General features: G+C 62.0%; 14 protein-coding genes. 13 read left to right on the top strand and 1 reads right to left on the bottom strand.

Annotated features, from left to right (window positions below):
- Positions 1 to 47: 47 nt before the first annotated feature.
- Complete coding sequence (gene gshB / locus V6Z53_RS00695) at positions 48 to 1,001, bottom strand: glutathione synthase (protein WP_338583671.1); 954 nt, start codon at positions 999 to 1,001, stop codon at positions 48 to 50.
- A 225-nt stretch (positions 1,002 to 1,226) separates the two neighbouring features.
- Here gshB and pilG point away from each other — a divergent pair, with 225 nt between their 5' ends.
- The 13 genes from pilG to mdcH all read left to right on the top strand — a co-directional run bounded on the left by pilG (position 1,227) and on the right by mdcH (position 17,473).
- On the top strand, positions 1,227 to 1,631 hold the full coding sequence (gene pilG / locus V6Z53_RS00690) for a twitching motility response regulator PilG (protein WP_046053663.1): 405 nt from the start codon (positions 1,227 to 1,229) through the stop codon (positions 1,629 to 1,631).
- Positions 1,632 to 1,688: 57 nt separating this feature from the next.
- A complete protein-coding gene (gene pilH / locus V6Z53_RS00685; protein WP_338583670.1) occupies positions 1,689 to 2,054 on the top strand; it encodes a twitching motility response regulator PilH in 366 nt (121 codons plus the stop codon).
- A 10-nt stretch (positions 2,055 to 2,064) separates the two neighbouring features.
- The gene (locus tag V6Z53_RS00680) at positions 2,065 to 2,604 is read left to right on the top strand and encodes a chemotaxis protein CheW (protein ID WP_338583669.1); all 540 of its coding nucleotides are present in this window, start codon (positions 2,065 to 2,067) and stop codon (positions 2,602 to 2,604) included.
- 158 nt (positions 2,605 to 2,762) lie between these two features.
- Positions 2,763 to 4,796, top strand: a complete 2,034-nt coding sequence (locus V6Z53_RS00675) for a methyl-accepting chemotaxis protein (protein WP_338586426.1) — start codon at positions 2,763 to 2,765, stop codon at positions 4,794 to 4,796.
- A 49-nt stretch (positions 4,797 to 4,845) separates the two neighbouring features.
- Entirely contained in the window at positions 4,846 to 10,764 is a 5,919-nt protein-coding gene (locus V6Z53_RS00670; protein ID WP_338583668.1) for an Hpt domain-containing protein, read from the top strand.
- Positions 10,757 to 11,227 (top strand): chemotaxis protein CheW, encoded by a 471-nt coding sequence (locus V6Z53_RS00665; protein WP_338583667.1) that lies wholly within the window; start codon positions 10,757 to 10,759, stop codon positions 11,225 to 11,227. Before V6Z53_RS00670 ends, V6Z53_RS00665 begins: the two co-directional genes overlap by 8 nt.
- 235 nt (positions 11,228 to 11,462) lie before the next feature.
- Positions 11,463 to 13,133: a malonate decarboxylase subunit alpha gene (gene mdcA, locus V6Z53_RS00660; RefSeq protein WP_338583666.1), complete on the top strand. Its 1,671-nt coding sequence runs from the start codon at positions 11,463 to 11,465 to the stop codon at positions 13,131 to 13,133.
- Positions 13,133 to 14,008: a triphosphoribosyl-dephospho-CoA synthase gene (locus tag V6Z53_RS00655; RefSeq protein WP_338583665.1), complete on the top strand. Its 876-nt coding sequence runs from the start codon at positions 13,133 to 13,135 to the stop codon at positions 14,006 to 14,008. The genes mdcA and V6Z53_RS00655 overlap by 1 nt, the downstream gene beginning before the upstream one ends.
- Positions 14,008 to 14,307, top strand: a complete 300-nt coding sequence (locus V6Z53_RS00650) for a malonate decarboxylase subunit delta (protein ID WP_338583664.1) — start codon at positions 14,008 to 14,010, stop codon at positions 14,305 to 14,307. The genes V6Z53_RS00655 and V6Z53_RS00650 overlap by 1 nt, the downstream gene beginning before the upstream one ends.
- Positions 14,300 to 15,151, top strand: a complete 852-nt coding sequence (locus V6Z53_RS00645) for a biotin-independent malonate decarboxylase subunit beta (protein ID WP_338583663.1) — start codon at positions 14,300 to 14,302, stop codon at positions 15,149 to 15,151. Before V6Z53_RS00650 ends, V6Z53_RS00645 begins: the two co-directional genes overlap by 8 nt.
- Positions 15,148 to 15,951 carry a biotin-independent malonate decarboxylase subunit gamma gene (gene mdcE / locus V6Z53_RS00640; RefSeq protein WP_338583662.1) on the top strand — a complete coding sequence of 268 codons (804 nt, stop codon included), beginning with the start codon at positions 15,148 to 15,150 and terminating at the stop codon, positions 15,949 to 15,951. Before V6Z53_RS00645 ends, mdcE begins: the two co-directional genes overlap by 4 nt.
- Positions 15,945 to 16,565 (top strand): malonate decarboxylase holo-ACP synthase, encoded by a 621-nt coding sequence (locus V6Z53_RS00635; RefSeq protein WP_338583661.1) that lies wholly within the window; start codon positions 15,945 to 15,947, stop codon positions 16,563 to 16,565. The genes mdcE and V6Z53_RS00635 overlap by 7 nt, the downstream gene beginning before the upstream one ends.
- Positions 16,562 to 17,473: a malonate decarboxylase subunit epsilon gene (gene mdcH, locus V6Z53_RS00630; protein WP_338583660.1), complete on the top strand. Its 912-nt coding sequence runs from the start codon at positions 16,562 to 16,564 to the stop codon at positions 17,471 to 17,473. Before V6Z53_RS00635 ends, mdcH begins: the two co-directional genes overlap by 4 nt.
- The last annotated feature ends 32 nt before the right edge of the window (positions 17,474 to 17,505 follow it).

The raw sequence follows: 17,505 nt of genomic DNA, 5'->3' as shown, positions 1-17,505 counted from the left end.
CGCGTTTTCACAGGCCGCGCATGATAACGCAATGTTGGTTTGGCTAATCAACGTGCCTTGAGCTTCTGATCGATGGCATCCATCAGCATGCTGCCGATATCAGTGCCGAAGGCGTTGTCGATCTCGCGGATGCAGGTCGGGCTGGTGACGTTGATTTCCGTCAGGTGCTCGCCGATCACGTCGAGGCCGACGAACAGCAGGCCTTTTTCGCGCAGGGTCGGGCCGACTTGTGCGGCGATCCAGCGATCCTTTTCGGTCAGCGGACGCGCTTCGCCACGGCCACCGGCTGCGAGGTTGCCACGGGTTTCACCGGCGGCAGGAATGCGCGCCAGGCAATAGTCCACAGGTTCGCCGTCAATCATCAGGATGCGTTTGTCGCCGTCCTTGATCGCCGGCAGGTAAGCCTGGCCCATGATCTGCTGGGCGCCCAGGGCGGTCAGGGTTTCGAGGATCACCGACAGGTTCGGGTCGCCAGCGCGGTGACGGAAGATCGACGTGCCGCCCATGCCGTCCAGCGGCTTGAGGATCACATCGCCGTGTTTGGCGGCGAATTCACGCAGCACGTCGGCACGGCGGCTGACCACGGTCGGCGGCGTGCACTGCGGGAACAGCGTGGCGAACAGTTTCTCGTTGCAATCGCGCAGGCTCTGCGGCTTGTTGACCACCAGCACGCCGGCGCTTTCGGCTTGTTCGAGCAAATAGGTGGAGTAAACGAACTCCATGTCGAACGGCGGATCCTTGCGCATCAGGATCACATCGAGATCGCTCAGCAGCGAATCCTGCTCGGCACCCAGTTCGAACCACTTTTCCGGGTTGGCGAACACTTGCAGCGGCCGCATCCGCGCCCGTGCCTGGCCTTCGCCCTGGTACAGGTCGCGCTGTTCCATATAGAACAGTTCCCAGCCACGCTTCTGCGCGGCCAGCAGCATGGCCAGCGAGCTATCCTTTTTATAGGAGATGCTGGCGATAGGGTCCATGACAATCCCGACGCGAACGCTCATTGGGTTTTCCTCGAAAATTGGCTACCGGATCGGTACGAAAAAAGTGGCGTCAGAGTGGCGCTGAGTGTGTTCCCGGTCAAGGAAAAACCACCGCGCCGGTCGGCCGATAGATTGGTTATTGAGACTGTGCTAAAAAGACTGCCATGTTGTGGTGGCCCTTGAGTATCAAGGGTTTCGAGCCGCCAAACGGACAAATTGATTCACAAAGGCGACGGTAGAGCATTTATGGAACAGCAGCCCAGCGCCTTGAAGGTCATGGTGATCGACGATTCGAAGACGATTCGCCGCACCGCCGAAACGCTGCTCAAGAACGTGGGTTGTGAGGTCATCACGGCCATCGACGGTTTCGATGCCCTGGCCAAGATTGCCGACAATCACCCCGGCATCATCTTCGTCGACATCATGATGCCGCGTCTGGATGGCTATCAGACCTGCGCTTTAATCAAGAACAACAGTGCATTCAAGTCCACGCCGGTGATTATGCTGTCGTCCAAGGACGGGCTGTTCGACAAGGCCAAGGGACGCATCGTCGGCTCCGACCAGTTTTTGACCAAGCCTTTCAGCAAGGAAGAACTGCTGAACGCGATCCAGGCCCATGTTCCGGGCTTCGCCGCCGTTTTGCCGCAGTAAGACACGCACAGTGACGCTCGGCCAGCGGGCCTTGCGTCGACAAGAATGGGGAAGACCATGGCACGTATTCTGATCGTCGATGATTCGCCGACTGAAATGTACAAACTGACCGGCATGCTGGAAAAGCACGGTCATGAAGTCTTGAAAGCCGAAAACGGCGCCGACGGCGTGGCCCTGGCCCGCCTGGAAAAACCCGATGCGGTGCTGATGGATATCGTCATGCCCGGCCTCAACGGCTTCCAGGCGACCCGCCAGCTGACCAAAGACCCGGAAACCGGGCACATCCCGGTGATCATCATCACGACCAAGGATCAGGAAACCGACAAGGTCTGGGGCACGCGCCAGGGCGCCAAGGATTACCTGACCAAACCGGTCGATGAAGAAACCCTGCTGAAAACCCTGAACAACGTGCTGGCCGGTTGATCGTCCGGCCATGACCGAGTCGCTGACGGCTTTTGAGCTGCTGCTGCAGATCGACCAGCGCTGTCGCTTGCTGGCGGCGGACTTGCCGTCGCAGCCGACCCGACAGGACAGCTGGAGCGGCATCGGCTTCCGCTTGGGCGAACACTGGTACGTCGCGCCCATGAGCGAAGTCAGCGAGGTGCTGCACGAACCGCGTTTTACTCAGGTGCCGGGCGTCAAATCCTGGGTCAAGGGCCTGGCCAACCTGCGTGGGCGCTTGCTGCCGATCATGGATCTGGGGGCGTTCTTCGGGCACGAACTGTCGGTGGCGCGTCGACAACGGCGAGTGCTGGTGGTGGAGCATCAAGAGGTGTTCGCCGGGCTGATGGTCGATGAAGTGTTCGGCCTTCAACACTTTGCCCAGGACAGTCTGGAAGCCGTACCGATAAATGACGTGCAGGTGCCGATGGCGGCGTTCGTCGAAGGCTGCTTTGAACGCGAACAGACCTGGCGGGTGTTCAGCCCGTTCGCGCTGGCGCGGTCGCAGGGGTTCATGAACATCGCGGTATAGGCTCTTGTAGGAGCCGAGCTTGCTCGCGATGCAGGCGCAGAAGTTCATCAGGTACACCGCGTTATCGTTCATCGCGGGCAAGCCTTGCTCCTACAAGAGCGGGGGGAATTGGGCAGGACAGGCGAAGACCGATGATAAAAGCAAAAACAGGCAAGCCAATGGAAGGGTCGCGCAGTCGTTCGCAGATCATCGCGCTGTTCATCGCGCTGATCATTTTCATCATGCTGTTGTTCGCCAACTTCGCGTACCTCAACACCCAGGCCACCTACGACAAACAGTACATCGGTCACGCCGGCGAGCTGCGCGTGCTGTCGCAGCGCATTGCCAAGAACGCCACCGAAGCCGCCGCCGGCAAGGCTGCGGCATTCAAGTTGCTCAGCGATGCGCGCAACGATTTTGCCCAGCGCTGGAGCTATCTGAAAAAGGGTGATCCTTCCACCGGTCTGCCACCGGCACCGGCCACCGTGCGCCCGGAAATGCGTGCCGTGCAGATGGACTGGGAACGCCTGCTGAAAAATACCGACGCCATTCTTTCCAGTGAGCAGACGGTGTTGTCGCTGCATCAGGTCGCCGCGACTCTGGCCGAAACCGTGCCGCAGTTGCAGGTCGAGTACGAGAAGGTTGTGGAAATCCTCTTGCAACGCGGCGCCCCGGCCGCTCAGGTCGCGGTGGCCCAGCGTCAATCGCTGCTGGCCGAACGCATTCTGGGTGCGGTGAACACGGTGTTGTCCGGCGACGAGAGCTCGCAACAGGCCGCCGACGCTTTCGGTCGCGATGCGGCGCGATTCGGTCAGGTGCTCAACGGCATGCTCCAGGGCAATGCGGCGCTGAAAATCAGTCAGGTCGAAGATCAGGATGCACGGGCGCGGTTGAGCGAAATTTCCGAGCTGTTCGAATTCGTTTCCGGCTCGGTGGATGAAATCCTCGAAACCTCGCCGGAGCTGTTCAAGGTGCGCGAGTCTGCGACCAATATCTTCAGCCTGTCGCAAACCCTGCTCGACGAAGCCTCGCACCTTGCCGGTGGTTTTGAAAACCTTGCCGGCGGACGCAACACCGACACCATCGGTGGTTATGTACTGGGCCTGGCGGCGTTGATGTCGATCATCCTCATCGGTCTGGTGATGGTCCGCGAAACCAACCGGCAGTTGCGCGAAACCGCCGAGAAAAACGAACGCAACCAGAACGCGATCATGCGTCTGCTCGATGAAATCGAGGACCTGGCCGACGGCGATCTGACCGTAACCGCCTCGGTGACCGAAGACTTTACCGGCACCATCGCCGACTCGATCAATTATTCCGTGGACCAGCTGCGCGACCTCGTGGCCACCATCAACCTGACCGCCGGGCAGGTCGCCGCTGCCGTGCAGGAAACCCAGGCCACCGCCATGCACCTGGCACAGGCCTCGGAGCATCAGGCGCAGCAGATTTCCGAAGCCTCCACCGCGATCAACGACATGGCCGAGTCCATTGATCAGGTGTCGGCCAACGCCGCTGAATCCTCGGCGGTGGCCGAGCGCTCGGTGGAGATCGCCAACAAGGGCAACGAGGTGGTGCACAACACCATCCATGGCATGGACAACATCCGCGAGCAGATTCAGGACACCGCCAAGCGCATCAAGCGCCTGGGCGAGTCTTCCCAGGAAATCGGCGACATCGTCAGCCTGATCGATGACATTGCCGACCAGACCAACATCCTCGCCCTCAACGCTGCGATCCAGGCATCGATGGCCGGTGATGCCGGGCGCGGTTTCGCGGTGGTAGCCGACGAAGTTCAACGCTTGGCCGAACGCTCTTCAGCGGCCACGCGACAGATTGAAACGCTGGTGCGGGCGATCCAGACTGACACCAACGAAGCGGTCATCTCCATGGAACAGACCACCACCGAAGTGGTGCGCGGCGCCCGCCTGGCTCAGGATGCCGGCGTGGCCCTGGAAGAAATCGAAGGGGTGTCCAAAACCCTCGCGGCGCTGATCCAGAGCATTTCCAACGCTGCACAACAACAGACGTCGTCTGCCGGTCAGATTTCCCTGACGATGAACGTGATCCAGCAGATCACCACGCAGACCTCGTCCGGTTCTACCGCCACCGCCGAGAGCATCGGCAACCTGGCGAAAATGGCCAGTCAGCTGCGTCGCTCGGTGTCCGGTTTCACCTTGCCGGCCAGTAAGGCGCAAGTGACGGACAAAGCTTGAACCGCCCACGGGCGTAGGCACATTGACTGAAGTGGGAACTGGAGTGGTTATGGGTGATCGGCACGACTATGTGGCCCTCGAATGGGTCAAAGGCGAGATTGCCGAAACGCTGAAGCAGGCTCATCACGCGATCGAAACCCAGCTTGATGACCCGCAGGCGACGCACGCCCTGAGCGAATGCCTGGCGTGCATCCATCAGGTTCACGGCAGTTTGCAGATGGTCGAATTCTACGGCGCGGCCTTGCTCGCCGAAGAAATGGAACATCTGGTCAGCGCCTTGCAACAGGGGCGCGTCAGCCATCGTGACGAAGCGTTGCACCTGATGCTGCAAGCCCTCGGGCAACTGCCGATCTACCTCGACCGGGTACAAAGTGCCCGCCGCGACTTGCCGCTGGTGGTGCTGCCATTGATCAACGACCTGCGCAGCGCCCGTGGCGAAAGCCTGTTGTCGGAAACCAGCCTGTTCAGCCCGCAATTGCCGGACCTGCCGCCGTTGGACGCAGAATCCCTGGCGTTGCTGGAGCCGGCGGAGCTGCCGAATGTGCTGCGCAAGTTGCGGCAGATGTTGCAGATGGCGTTGGTTGGTTTGTTGCGCGAACAGGATGACGATACCCACCTCGGTTACCTGGCCAAGGTCTTTACCCGTCTCGAAAGCCTGTGCGGCAACGCGCCGCTGAGCCCGTTGTGGCAGGTCGCTTCGGCGCTGGTCGAAGGCATGCGCGGTGGCGCGATCGCCAACAGTCCGGCCTTGCGCAGCCTGTTCAAGGACGCCGACAAAGAACTCAAGCGCCTGCTCGAACAGGGCATCGGTGCCATCAATCAACCGGCGCCGCCGGAGCTGCTCAAGAGTTTGCTGTTTTACATTGCCAAGGCCGAACACCCCACCGGGCAGATGCTGACCATGAAAGATCGCTACGGACTGGACGATGCGCTGCCCAACAGCGCGATGGTCGATGAAGAACGCGCGCGGCTGGCCGGTCCTGACCGCGATGCCATGCGTTCGGTATTGGCCGCGTTGTGCGAAGAGCTGGTGCGGGTCAAGGAGCGACTGGACCTGTTCGTGCGCAGCGACCGGCAACACACCTCCGATCTCGACAGCCTGCTGGCGCCGCTGCGGCAAATCGCCGACACCCTGGCGGTGCTGGGTTTCGGCCAGCCGCGCAAGGTCATCATCGATCAACTGGCGGTGGTGCTGAGCCTCGCCCAAGGCCAGCGCGCGCCTGATGACGCGATCCTCATGGATGTCGCCGGGGCCTTGCTCTACGTCGAAGCCACGCTGGCCGGCATGGTCGGCACGGTGGAGCCCGAGAGCCAGGAAGACAGCCGCCTGCCGACCACCGACCTGACGCAGATCCATCAGATCGTGATCAAGGAAGCACGCATCTGCCTGCAACAGGCCAAGGACATGATCGTCGACTACATCGACGCCGACTGGGACCGTCAGCATTTGCAGGCACTGCCGGCCTTGCTGACCCAAGTGCGTGGCGCGCTGGCGATGATTCCGTTGAGCCGCGCCGCGAGCCTGATCGAAACCTGCAATCACTTCATCCGCGAACATCTGCTGCTCGACCCCGGCCAGCCCGACTGGCAGGAACTCGACAGTCTGGCCGACGTCATCACCAGCCTCGAGTATTACCTTGAGCGCCTCAGCGACGACCCCGAGGCGCCCGGCGAACAACTGCTCGACGTGGCGGAAAAAAGCCTGGCCGCGCTCGGCTTCTTCCCGAATGAAAAGCCCAGCGAACAGCATGTGCCGGTGCTTGACGATGTGTTGAGCCCCAGCGAAGCGCAAATCATGCAGCAACGCCAGGAACTGGACGCTCCCGCCATCGTCCAGACCCTGGCCGATGTACTCGCCAGCCCGGTCTCGGCTCTGAACCCGCCCGCCCTGAATACACCGGGCAGCCTGTTGCCGCCGCCTGTTGGCGAGGAACCGGTGGACGATGAATTGCGCGAAGTGTTCCTCGAAGAAACCGATGAAGTCCTGGAAATTCTTCGCGAGTATTTGCCGCGCTGGTCGGTCAATCCCGACAACCGCTCGGCCTTGAGTGAATTGCGCCGCGCCTTCCATACCCTCAAGGGCAGTGGCCGCATGGTCCGCGCGCTGGTGCTAGGCGAGCTGGCCTGGGCCATGGAGAACCTGCTCAACCGCGTACTGGAAAACAGCGTGGAACCGGGCGCTACGGTGCAGCAACTGCTCGGTGATGTGCTGAACCTGTTGCCTGAGTTGGTGGCTGAATACGCCGCCAATGCTCAGCGCCAGCGCAATGATGTCGACCAATTGGCGGCTCGCGCCCATGCCTTGGCCAAGGGTGAAGAGCCGATCTGCGACGAGGACACGCAAGACGTCACGGCGCTCGATCCGCTGTTGCTGGAGATCTTCCGCAAAGAAGCCGAAACCCATTTGGGCAGCCTCAATCGCTTCCTCGAACAAGCCGCCGAACATGTGCCGTTGCAGGCCAGTGACGAATTGCTGCGTGCCTTGCACACCCTCAAGGGCAGTGCGTCGATGGCCGGGGTTTTGCCGATTGTCGAACTGGCCACACCGCTGGATCAACTGGCCCGGGAATACAAGGCTCACCAGATCGCCCTGGACCTGGATGAAGTCGAAGTACTGCTGGAGGCCGAAGGTTTGTTCCGGCTCGGCTTGCGTCAGCTCAGGACCGATCCGCTGGCGGAAATCCCCCACGCCCAATCGTTGATCGAGCGGGCTCGGGCGATGCTGGCCGAGCGTCTGCAAAACCTTCTGGATGCTCCGAGCAGCGGCTTGCGCATCAAGCGTGATCCGCAGCTGATCAACAACTTCCTGGCCGAAGGCATGGACATCCTGCTCGACGCCGAAAGTCTGCTGCAGCGTTGGCAGCAACACCCCGGCGAGCGTCAGGAACTCAGTGCGCTGCTCGACGAATTGACCACCCTCGGCGAAGGCGCGCACCTGGCCGATCTGCATCCGGTGGATGAGCTTTGCGAAGCCTTGCTTGACCTCTACGGTGCCGTGGAAGAAAGCAGCCTGGCCGTCAGCGAGGCGTTTTTCCACGAGGCGCAAAGTGCCCACGAAGCGCTGATCAACATGCTCGACGAACTGGCCGCCGGCCAGGAAGTCACGCCGCGCCCGGAGCGAATTCAGGCCTTGCACGGATTGCTCGATCAGAGCCTCGACCCGTCGGCCATGGGCTTGATTCGCAGCGACGGCAGCCGCACCCTGAGCATTCACGAACTGTCAGATGCCACCGCCGAATTGGCGCAGACCGCGACTGAAGTGGAGCTGGACGACGAGATCGTCTCGATCTTCCTCGAAGAAGCGGTGGACATCCTCGAAAGCGCCGGCCAGGCCTTGCAGCGCTGGTTGAACGAACCGCAAAACGGCGCGCCGCTGTCGTCTTTGCAACGCGACCTGCACACCCTCAAGGGTGGCGCGCGCATGGCCGAGGTCGAGCCGGTCGGTGATCTGGCCCATGAACTGGAAAGCCTTTACGAAGGTTTGGTCGACCGCCGCTACAGCCACAGCGAAGTGCTCGTGCAGTTGCTGCAACACAGCCATGACCGGTTAGCGCAATTACTTGAGCAGTTGCAGAACCACCAGCCGCTGGGCGACCCGAGCGAGCTGATCGAGGCGATTCGCGCGTTCCGTCAGGGCCACGCGGGCCACGCCGATGTGATCGAGCCGGCGGCCAGCAACGATTCAGCGCATCACGACAGCGAGCTGCTGGACATCTTCCTCGAGGAAGGTTTCGACATCATCGAGAGCTCTGGTGCGGCGCTGGTGCGCTGGCAGGCCGAGCCGTCGAACCGCCAGGAAGTGGAAACCCTGCTACGCGACCTGCACACCCTCAAGGGCGGTGCACGGATGGTGGAAATTGCCCCCATCGGCGATCTGGCCCATGAGCTGGAATTTCTCTACGAAGGCTTGTCGGCCGGTGTACTGAAACCCACAGACGCGTTGTTCGAACTGCTGCAACGCAGCCATGACCGACTGGCGCAAATGCTCGACGCGACCCGTGCCGGTGAGCCGTTGCCGCCTGCGGACCGATTGATCGACACGATCAAGAATTTCAGTCACCCGGCCGTGCCTGAGGCCCCGCCACCGATTGTGTTGCCCACAGCGGCAAAACCTGAGGCGCCGCAGCTGCAACCTGATGCCGGCGCGGACATGGTCAAGGTCTCGGCGGAACTGCTCGACGATCTGGTCAACCTGGCCGGTGAAACGTCGATCTTCCGTGGCCGGATCGAACAGCAAGTCAGCGATGCCCAAGTGGCGCTGAACGAGATGGAAACCACCATCGAGCGGATACGCGACCAGTTGCGCCGTCTCGATACCGAAACCCAGGGGCGGATTCTCAGCCGCCAGCAAGTCGATGCCGAGCGCCTGGGTTACGAAGAATTCGACCCGCTGGAAATGGACCGTCACTCACAGTTGCAGCAACTTTCGCGGGCGCTGTTCGAATCCGCCTCCGACTTGCTCGACCTCAAGGAAACCCTCGACCGGCGTAATCAGGACGCGGAAAACCTGCTGCAACAGCAGGGCCGCATCAACACCGAGTTGCAGGAAGGCTTGATGCGTACGCGCATGGTGCCGTTCGAGCGGATGTTGCCGCGCTTGAGGCGCATCGTCCGTCAGGTCGCCGGCGAGTTGGGCAAGGACGTCGAATTCATCGTCGGCAACGCCGAAGGCGAGATGGACCGCAACGTGCTCGAACGCATGGCGGCGCCGCTGGAACACATGCTGCGCAACGCCGTGGACCATGGCCTTGAGTCCACTGAGGTGCGGGTCGCGGCGGGTAAGTCGGCGCAAGGGCGGATCACCCTCGACCTGTTGCGCGAGGGCGGCGACATCATTTTCGACATCCGCGACGACGGTGCCGGTGTACCGCTGGACGCCGTGCGGCGCAAGGCAATCAAGCGTGGTTTGCTCGATCCGAACAGTGAAGTCAGCGATCGCGACGTGTTGCAGTTCATCCTGCAACCGGGCTTTTCCACCGCCGAGAAAATCACCCAGATCTCCGGTCGCGGCGTCGGCATGGACGTGGTGCACGAAGAGGTACGGCAACTGGGCGGCAGCATGAGCATCGACTCGGTGCCGGGGCAGGGCGTGCACTTCCGCATCCGCCTGCCGTTCACCGTGTCGGTCAATCGGGCGCTGATGGTGCAATGCTTTGAGGATCAGTATGCGATTCCGCTGAACACCATCGAAGGCATCGTCCGCGTGTTGCCCAACGAACTCGAAGGGCATTTCCGCCTCGATCCACCGACCTACGAATACGCCGGGCAGCGCTACGAACTGTGCTACCTGGGCGAGTTGCTGAAGACCAGTCCCCGGCCAAAACTGTTGGGCCAGAGCCTGCCGCTGCCGGTGCTGCTGGTGCAATGCAACGAGCGCCACATCGCGGTGCAAGTCGATGCCATGGCAGGCACCCGCGAGATCGTGGTCAAGAGCCTCGGCCCGCAGTTCGCAGCGGTGCAAGGTGTGTCCGGGGCGACGATTCTGGGGGATGGCCGGGTGGTGCTGATTCTCGATTTGCTGGCGCCGATCCGCGCAATGCAGGCCCATGTGCCGCAACGCCCGGCGAGTCACGAGGTCGAGGCCGAGCCGCAACGGCCATTGCTAGTGATGGTGGTCGACGACTCGGTCACGGTGCGCAAGGTCACCAGTCGTCTGCTCGAACGCCACGGCATGAACGTACTGACCGCCAAGGACGGGGTCGACGCCATGCTGCTGCTCGAAGAACACCTGCCGGACGTGATGCTGCTGGACATCGAAATGCCGCGCATGGACGGCTTCGAAGTGGCGACCCAAGTGCGCAACGATGAGCGCTTGCAGCACCTGCCGATCATCATGATCACTTCCCGCACCGGCCAGAAACACCGCGACCGGGCCATGGCCATCGGCGTCAACGACTACCTCGGCAAGCCGTACCAGGAATCGGTACTGCTCGAAAGCATCGCCCTGTGGAGCAAAACCCATGCTTGAGCGGCGCATCAATCAGCGCGGCATCAACCTCACCGGCCTGGTGCTGCCCCTGGCCGACCGCAACCTGATCCTGCCCAACGTGGCGATCGCCGAGCTGATCGATTACCAGCCGGCGGCGTTCGATCTGGATACGCCGCCGTGGTATCTGGGGCGGGTCAGCTGGCGCAACCGGCAAATTCCGTTGCTCAGTTTCGAGTCGGCGTGCGGGCAGAAAATCGTCATCGGCGAACGCGCGCGGATCGTCATTCTCAATGCGCTCGGCGGCCGGCCAGAACTGAAGTTCATCGCCATGCTGGTGCAAGGAATTCCGCGTTCGTACAAGCTCGACAGTCAGTTGAGCTATGTCGATGTGCCGTTGTGTTCGCTGGAGAGAGCGGCGGTGCAGGTGGCGGATCAAGTGGCGAAGGTGCCGGATTTGTTGGCGCTGGAGGAGTTGTTGGTGGACGCAGGGTTGGGTATTTGATCCCGAGTTTGAGGTGATTTTACTGGCCCCATCGCGGGCAAGCCTTGCTCCTACGGATTTGTGGAGTACGCAATTTTGCGAACGACACGAGACCTGTAGGAGCAAGGCTTGCCCGCGATGGCGTCCTTCCCATCAACCATTACTCTGACCGTAACAATCCACCACTCTGCTTGATTGATGCCCTCCACCCAACACTCCTAAGGTAGCTCCACGACAGCAAACCCGTGGAGTGGTCATGACAACATCAAATTCCCCCGACTCGCGATGGACGCGGCGGCGCAGCGAAAAGCAGCGGCGTCTGGCGCAAGTGGCGAGTCTGGCTGACGGTGTGGTGTTGCCCACCGACAAAATCGTCGCGGCGCTTGAGGCCTTGATCCTGCCTGGCGACCGCGTGGTGCTGGAGGGCAACAACCAGAAGCAGGCGGATTTTCTTTCCCGCTCCCTGGCCAAAGCCGATCCGGGCAAGCTCCACGATCTGCACATGATCATGCCCAGCGTCGGCCGCTCCGAGCACCTGGACCTGTTCGAACGCGGCATTGCCCGCAAGCTCGATTTCTCTTTTGCCGGTACTCAAAGCCTGCGCATCAGTCAGTTGCTTGAAGACGGTTTGCTGGAAATCGGCGCGATCCACACCTACATCGAACTCTATGCGCGGCTGGTGGTGGACCTGATTCCCAACGTCGTGCTCTCCGCCGGTTTCATGGCCGACCGCGCCGGCAACATCTACACCGGACCGAGCACCGAAGACACCCCGGCGCTGATCGAACCAGCGGCGTTCAGCGACGGCATCGTCATCGTTCAGGTCAACCAATTGGTGGACGATGTAAGCGACCTGCCGCGTGTAGACATCCCGGCGTCCTGGGTCGATTTCGTGGTGGTGGCCGACAAGCCTTTCTACATCGAACCGCTGTTTACCCGCGACCCACGGCACATCAAGCCAGTGCACGTGTTGATGGCGATGATGGCGATTCGCGGAATCTACGAAAAACACAACGTGCAGTCGCTCAATCACGGCATCGGTTTCAACACCGCCGCCATTGAACTGATCCTGCCGACCTACGGCGAATCCCTCGGCCTCAAAGGCAAGATCTGCCGCAACTGGACGCTCAATCCGCACCCGACCCTGATCCCGGCGATTGAAAGCGGCTGGGTCGAAAGCGTGCATTGTTTCGGCACCGAACTGGGCATGGAAAACTACATCGCCGCCCGCCCCGATGTGTTCTTTACCGGGCGCGATGGTTCCCTGCGTTCCAACCGAATGTTCAGCCAATTGGCCGGGCAATACGCGGTGGACCTGTTCATCGGCGCCACCCTGCAAGTCGATGGCGATGGCCATTCTTCCACCGTGACCCGTGGTCGTCTGGCAGGTTTCGGCGGGGCGCCGAACATGGGCCATGACCCACGAGGTCGTCGCCACGGCACACCGGCCTGGCTCGACATGCGCCACACCGACGTCGCCGAACCGATGCTCGAGCGCGGCAAGAAACTTGTGGTGCAAATGGTCGAGACCTTCCAGGAAGGCGGCAAACCGACCTTCGTCGAAACCCTCGATGCCATCGAAGTGGCGAAAAAAAGCGGCATGCCGCTGGCGCCGATCATGGTCTACGGCGACGACGTCACCCACCTGCTGACCGAAGAAGGCATTGCCTATCTGTACAAGGCGCGCTCGCTGGAAGAGCGGCAGGCAATGATCGCTGCAGTTGCAGGCGTGACCGCCATCGGCCTGCGCCACAACCCGAAAGACACCGCACGCATGCGCCGTGAAGGCCTGATCGCCTTGCCGGAAGACCTCGGCATCCGCCGCACCGACGCCACCCGCGAACTGCTCGCCGCCAAAAGCGTGGCCGATCTGGTCGAGTGGTCCGGTGGCCTCTACAACCCGCCTGCCAAATTCAGGAGCTGGTAATGCACGCATTCAACCTGCAACCGAAAACCCTGAGCCTGGCCGAACGGTTGGCGGATATGGCGGTGGACGCGCTGATCGACGAAGCGGACTTGTCGCCGAAACCAGCGCTGGTCGACCGTCGCGGAAATGGCGCCCATACCGATTTGCACTTGGGGCTGATGCACGCTTCTGCACTTTCCCTTTGGCCAGCCTTCAAGGAAATGGCCGAAGCCGCTATCGACATCGGCGAGATCGGTTTGCCGCTGCGCGAAGCCGTGGGCCTGATCGGTCGTGAAGGCGAGCAAGCGATGCTCGCGACCACCCATGGCGTCAATACTCATCGCGGGGCAATTTGGGCATTGGGCCTGTTGGTCGCCGCTGCCGCGTTGCAGCCCGAATCCACCAGCGCCGGTGCAATCACCTTGCGCGCTGCGCGGCTGGCCTTGCTCGACGACCGTTACGCCCCGCGTCCGCTCAGCCACGGTGCGCAAGTCTCCCTACGCTACGGCGCTCGCGGTGCCCGTGAAGAAGCGCAACTGGGTTTCCCGGCGGTGACTCAACGCGCTCTGCCGCAACTCAAGCGCAGCCGCGCCAACGGGCAGGGCGAGCAGAACGCCCGGCTCGATGCGCTGCTGGCGATCATGACCAATCTGGCCGATACCTGCGTGCTGTACCGCGCCGGCGAACAAGGCTTGCAGACCATGCAACTCGGCGCCCAGGCGGTGCTCGACGCAGGCGGCAGTGCCAGCCTCGCCGGTCGTCGCCGGCTGCATGAGCTGGACGAACAACTCATCGCATTGAATGCCTCGCCCGGCGGTGCTGCCGACCTGCTCGCAGCCTGCCTGTTCATCGACCGTGTCGAGTCGGGCGACAGCCTTATCCAGGGAGCGTTTTGATGGAAACCTTATCCTTTGAATTCCCCGCCGGACAGCCGCCACGCGGGCGCACGCTGGTGGGTTGTGTCGGCTCGGGCGATCTGGAAGTGCTGATCCAGCCGGGTCAGGCCGGCAAGCTGACAATCACCGTGCAGACCTCGGTCAATGGCAGCGAACAGCGCTGGCAGCACTTGTTTGCGCGGATGTTCGACGGTCAGACGCCAGCGGCGATGGACATCGATATCCACGATTTCGGCGCCACGCCCGGCGTCGTACGCCTGCGTCTGGAACAAGGCTTCGAGGAGATCGGCCATGACTGACAGTGCAGCCTTGCTCAACAAACACAGCTTCGTCGAACTCGGTGCCCGGCAACGGGCGAAAGCCTTGCTCGACGAAGGTACTTTTCGCGAATTGATCGATCCGTTTCAGCGCGTCATGTCGCCATGGTTGTCGCGTCAGGGCGTCGTGCCGCAAGCCGATGACGGCGTGGTGATTGCCAAGGGCAACATCGACGGATTGCCGGTGGTAATCGCCGCCATCGAAGGGGCTTTTCAGGGTGGCAGCCTCGGTGAAGTCGGCGGGGCGAAAATTTCCGGCGCGCTGGAACTGGCCGCTGAAGACAACCGCAAAGGCATTCCGACCCGCGCCGTGTTGCTGCTGGAAACCGGTGGCGTGCGTTTGCAGGAGGCCAATCTTGGTTTGGCGGCGATTGCCGATATCCACGCGGCGATTGTCGACCTGCGCCAGTACCAACCGGTGGTTGGCGTAGTCGCGGGCAGCGTTGGTTGCTTCGGCGGCATGTCGATTGCCGCCGGGTTGTGCAGTTACCTCGTGGTAACCCAGGAAGCACGCCTTGGCTTGAACGGTCCACAGGTGATCGAGCAGGAAGCCGGGCTTGAGGAATACGACTCCCGCGACCGTCCGTTCATCTGGAGCCTGACCGGTGGCGAGCAGCGTTTCGCCACGGGGTTGGTGGATCGCTACGCCGAAGACGACTTGGCGCAGATTCGCCAGCAGGTCGGTGAGTTGCTCAAGCAAGGTCTGCCGGCCCAGCAACGCAGCCGCCAGGCCGATCTGTTCCTGCAACGGTTGGCGCGTCTGGACGCCGAACCGCAAATCGAACCGTCGGTGGTTCGCGACCTGTATCAAGGAGAGCGCTCATGAGCTCGTATTCCCTCAGAGGCTTGAACTGGTTCAACGCCTTGAGTGCCGATGCCAAACCGGTCGACGGTTTGCCGGCCTCGTTGAAAGTCGCCGATGGATTCCTGGCCGGGCAACCCGTGCGGCTTATCGCCGTGGTGGCTGACCCTGACAACCGTTTCGTCCGCGCCCGCAATGGCGAAGTCGGTTTGCTTGAAGGTTGGGGTCTGGCCAAGGCTGTGGATGAAGTGATCACGGCGGATCAGGACAAACCGCAGAAGCGTGCGTTGATCGCCATCGTTGATGTGCCGAGCCAGGCCTACGGTCGACGCGAAGAGGCGCTCGGCATTCATCAGGCGCTGGCCGGCGCGGCGGACAGTTATGCCCGCGCACGTCTGGCCGGGCATGCCGTGATCGGTCTGCTGGTGGGCAAGGCAATGTCCGGGGCGTTTCTCGCTCACGGTTATCAGGCCAACCGCCTGATCGCCCTGCGTGATCCCGGCGTGATGGTGCACGCCATGGGCAAGGCATCGGCGGCGCGGGTGACTTTGCGCAGCGTCGAAGAACTGGAAACCCTGGCCGCCAGCGTGCCGCCGATGGCCTACGACATCGACAGCTATGCCAGCCTTGGTTTGCTGTGGGAAACCTTGTCGGTGGAGCAGATCGAACAGCCGACTTCGGTGGATCTGGCGCGGGTGACTGAGTGCCTGATGCAAGCGATGGGCGATGTTGCGGAGAAGGGTGTCGATCTCAGCGGTCGCCTCGGCGCAACCAACCGCGGGGCATCAAGCAAGGTCCGCCAATTGCTGAGAGAACAGTGGTGAACACGTTTCTGGCCCACGACCTGCTCTGGGGCATGACCCCGGCGCAGTTGCCTGCGGAGGCGCCTGCGTGGGCGATCGAATCGCTCAACGCCGGGCAACCGGTGGTGGTGCGGCGCGCGGTGTCGACGTCGGATCGGATCGCGGTTGGCGTGCGTGGGCGTTTGCGGGAGCAGCGCTATGCGGCATCGATGGCGCTGGCTTCGATTACCCGTCGAGTGATCCCAGAACAACTTTGCCGCGTCGACATCGACCGCGACTTGCCGGCCGTCGAAGCCTTGGCGCATTTGCGTCCTGCACTCGATGCCTGCGGTTGGGTCTGGGGTGTCAGCGGCAGCGCCGGTTTTGAATTAGCCAGCGGGTTTGCAGCTCTTCATCAGGGCAGTGATCTGGATCTGATCCTGCGCACGCCACAACCTCTGGCGCGTGACCGGGCTCGGGAGTTGGTGGCGTTGCTCGACACGGCGGTGTGCGTGGTAGACATGCAATTGCAGACGCCGTTGGGCGCCGTTGCCTTGCGCGAATGGGCGGGTGCTTCGAATCGCGTGTTGCTGAAAAACGCGATCGAAGCCTGTTTGGTGACTGATCCGTGGAACCCGCAGGAGCAAGCAGCGTGAGCAGGTTGCTGGTGTTCCCTGGGCAAGGCGCGCAGCAGCCGGGCATGCTCCAGCGTTTGCCTCGGGAAACGCTGGTCGAAGCCAGCGACGTGCTCGGTGAAGACGTTTTGCTACTGGATTCTGCCGAGGCATTGCGGTCGACAAGGGCGGTTCAGCTTTGCTTGCTGATCGCCGGTGTGGCGGCTTCACGGCAGTTGTCGATGTCGCCGGATTACGTCGCGGGGCTTTCCATCGGCGCCTATCCGGCAGCGGTGGTGGCCGGTGCCCTGGGTTTCAGCGATGCGCTGCTTCTGGTCAGCCTGCGCGGTGAACTGATGCAACGGGCGTATCCGCAAGGCTACGGCATGACCGCGATCATCGGTCTCGATCTGGCCACCGTGGAAGGTTTGCTGACGCAGATTCACAGCGTCGACACACCGGTTTACCTGGCCAACATCAACGCCGATAACCAGGTAGTAATCGCCGGCAGTGACGGTGCGATGAAAGCCGTGGCCGAGTTGGCGAGAAGTCGTGGGGCAGGGCTGGCCAAACGTCTCGCAGTGAGCGTGCCGTCGCATTGTCCGCTGCTGGAAACGCCGGCGAAAACCCTCGCCGAAGCCTTCACCAAGGTGTCACTGCAAACCCCGAAGATCGGTTACCTGAGCGGCAGTCGCGCGCGGCCGGTGATCAAGGTCGATGCGCTGCGCGACGACCTCGCCTTCAACATGTGCCGCGTGGTGGATTGGCGCGGCACTGTGCAAAGCGCTTATGAGCGTGGCGTACGTCTACAGATCGAACTGCCACCCGGAGCGGTACTGACCGGGCTGGCGCGCCGGGTGTTCGAGCAAGGCACCGTGATTGCCTTTGACGGTGCGCGACTCGATACCCTGCAGGCGCTGATGCGTGAGGAGGGAACCCGCCACTCCTAAATCACCGACTCAGGCTTCGAACAACAAAAACA

Origin of the sequence: Pseudomonas sp. MAG733B, assembly GCF_036884845.1 — a bacterium.
GTDB lineage: Bacteria > Pseudomonadota > Gammaproteobacteria > Pseudomonadales > Pseudomonadaceae > Aquipseudomonas.
The sequence above is the reverse complement of the archived record's forward strand: the minus strand, read 5'-3'. Positions and strand labels throughout refer to the sequence as shown.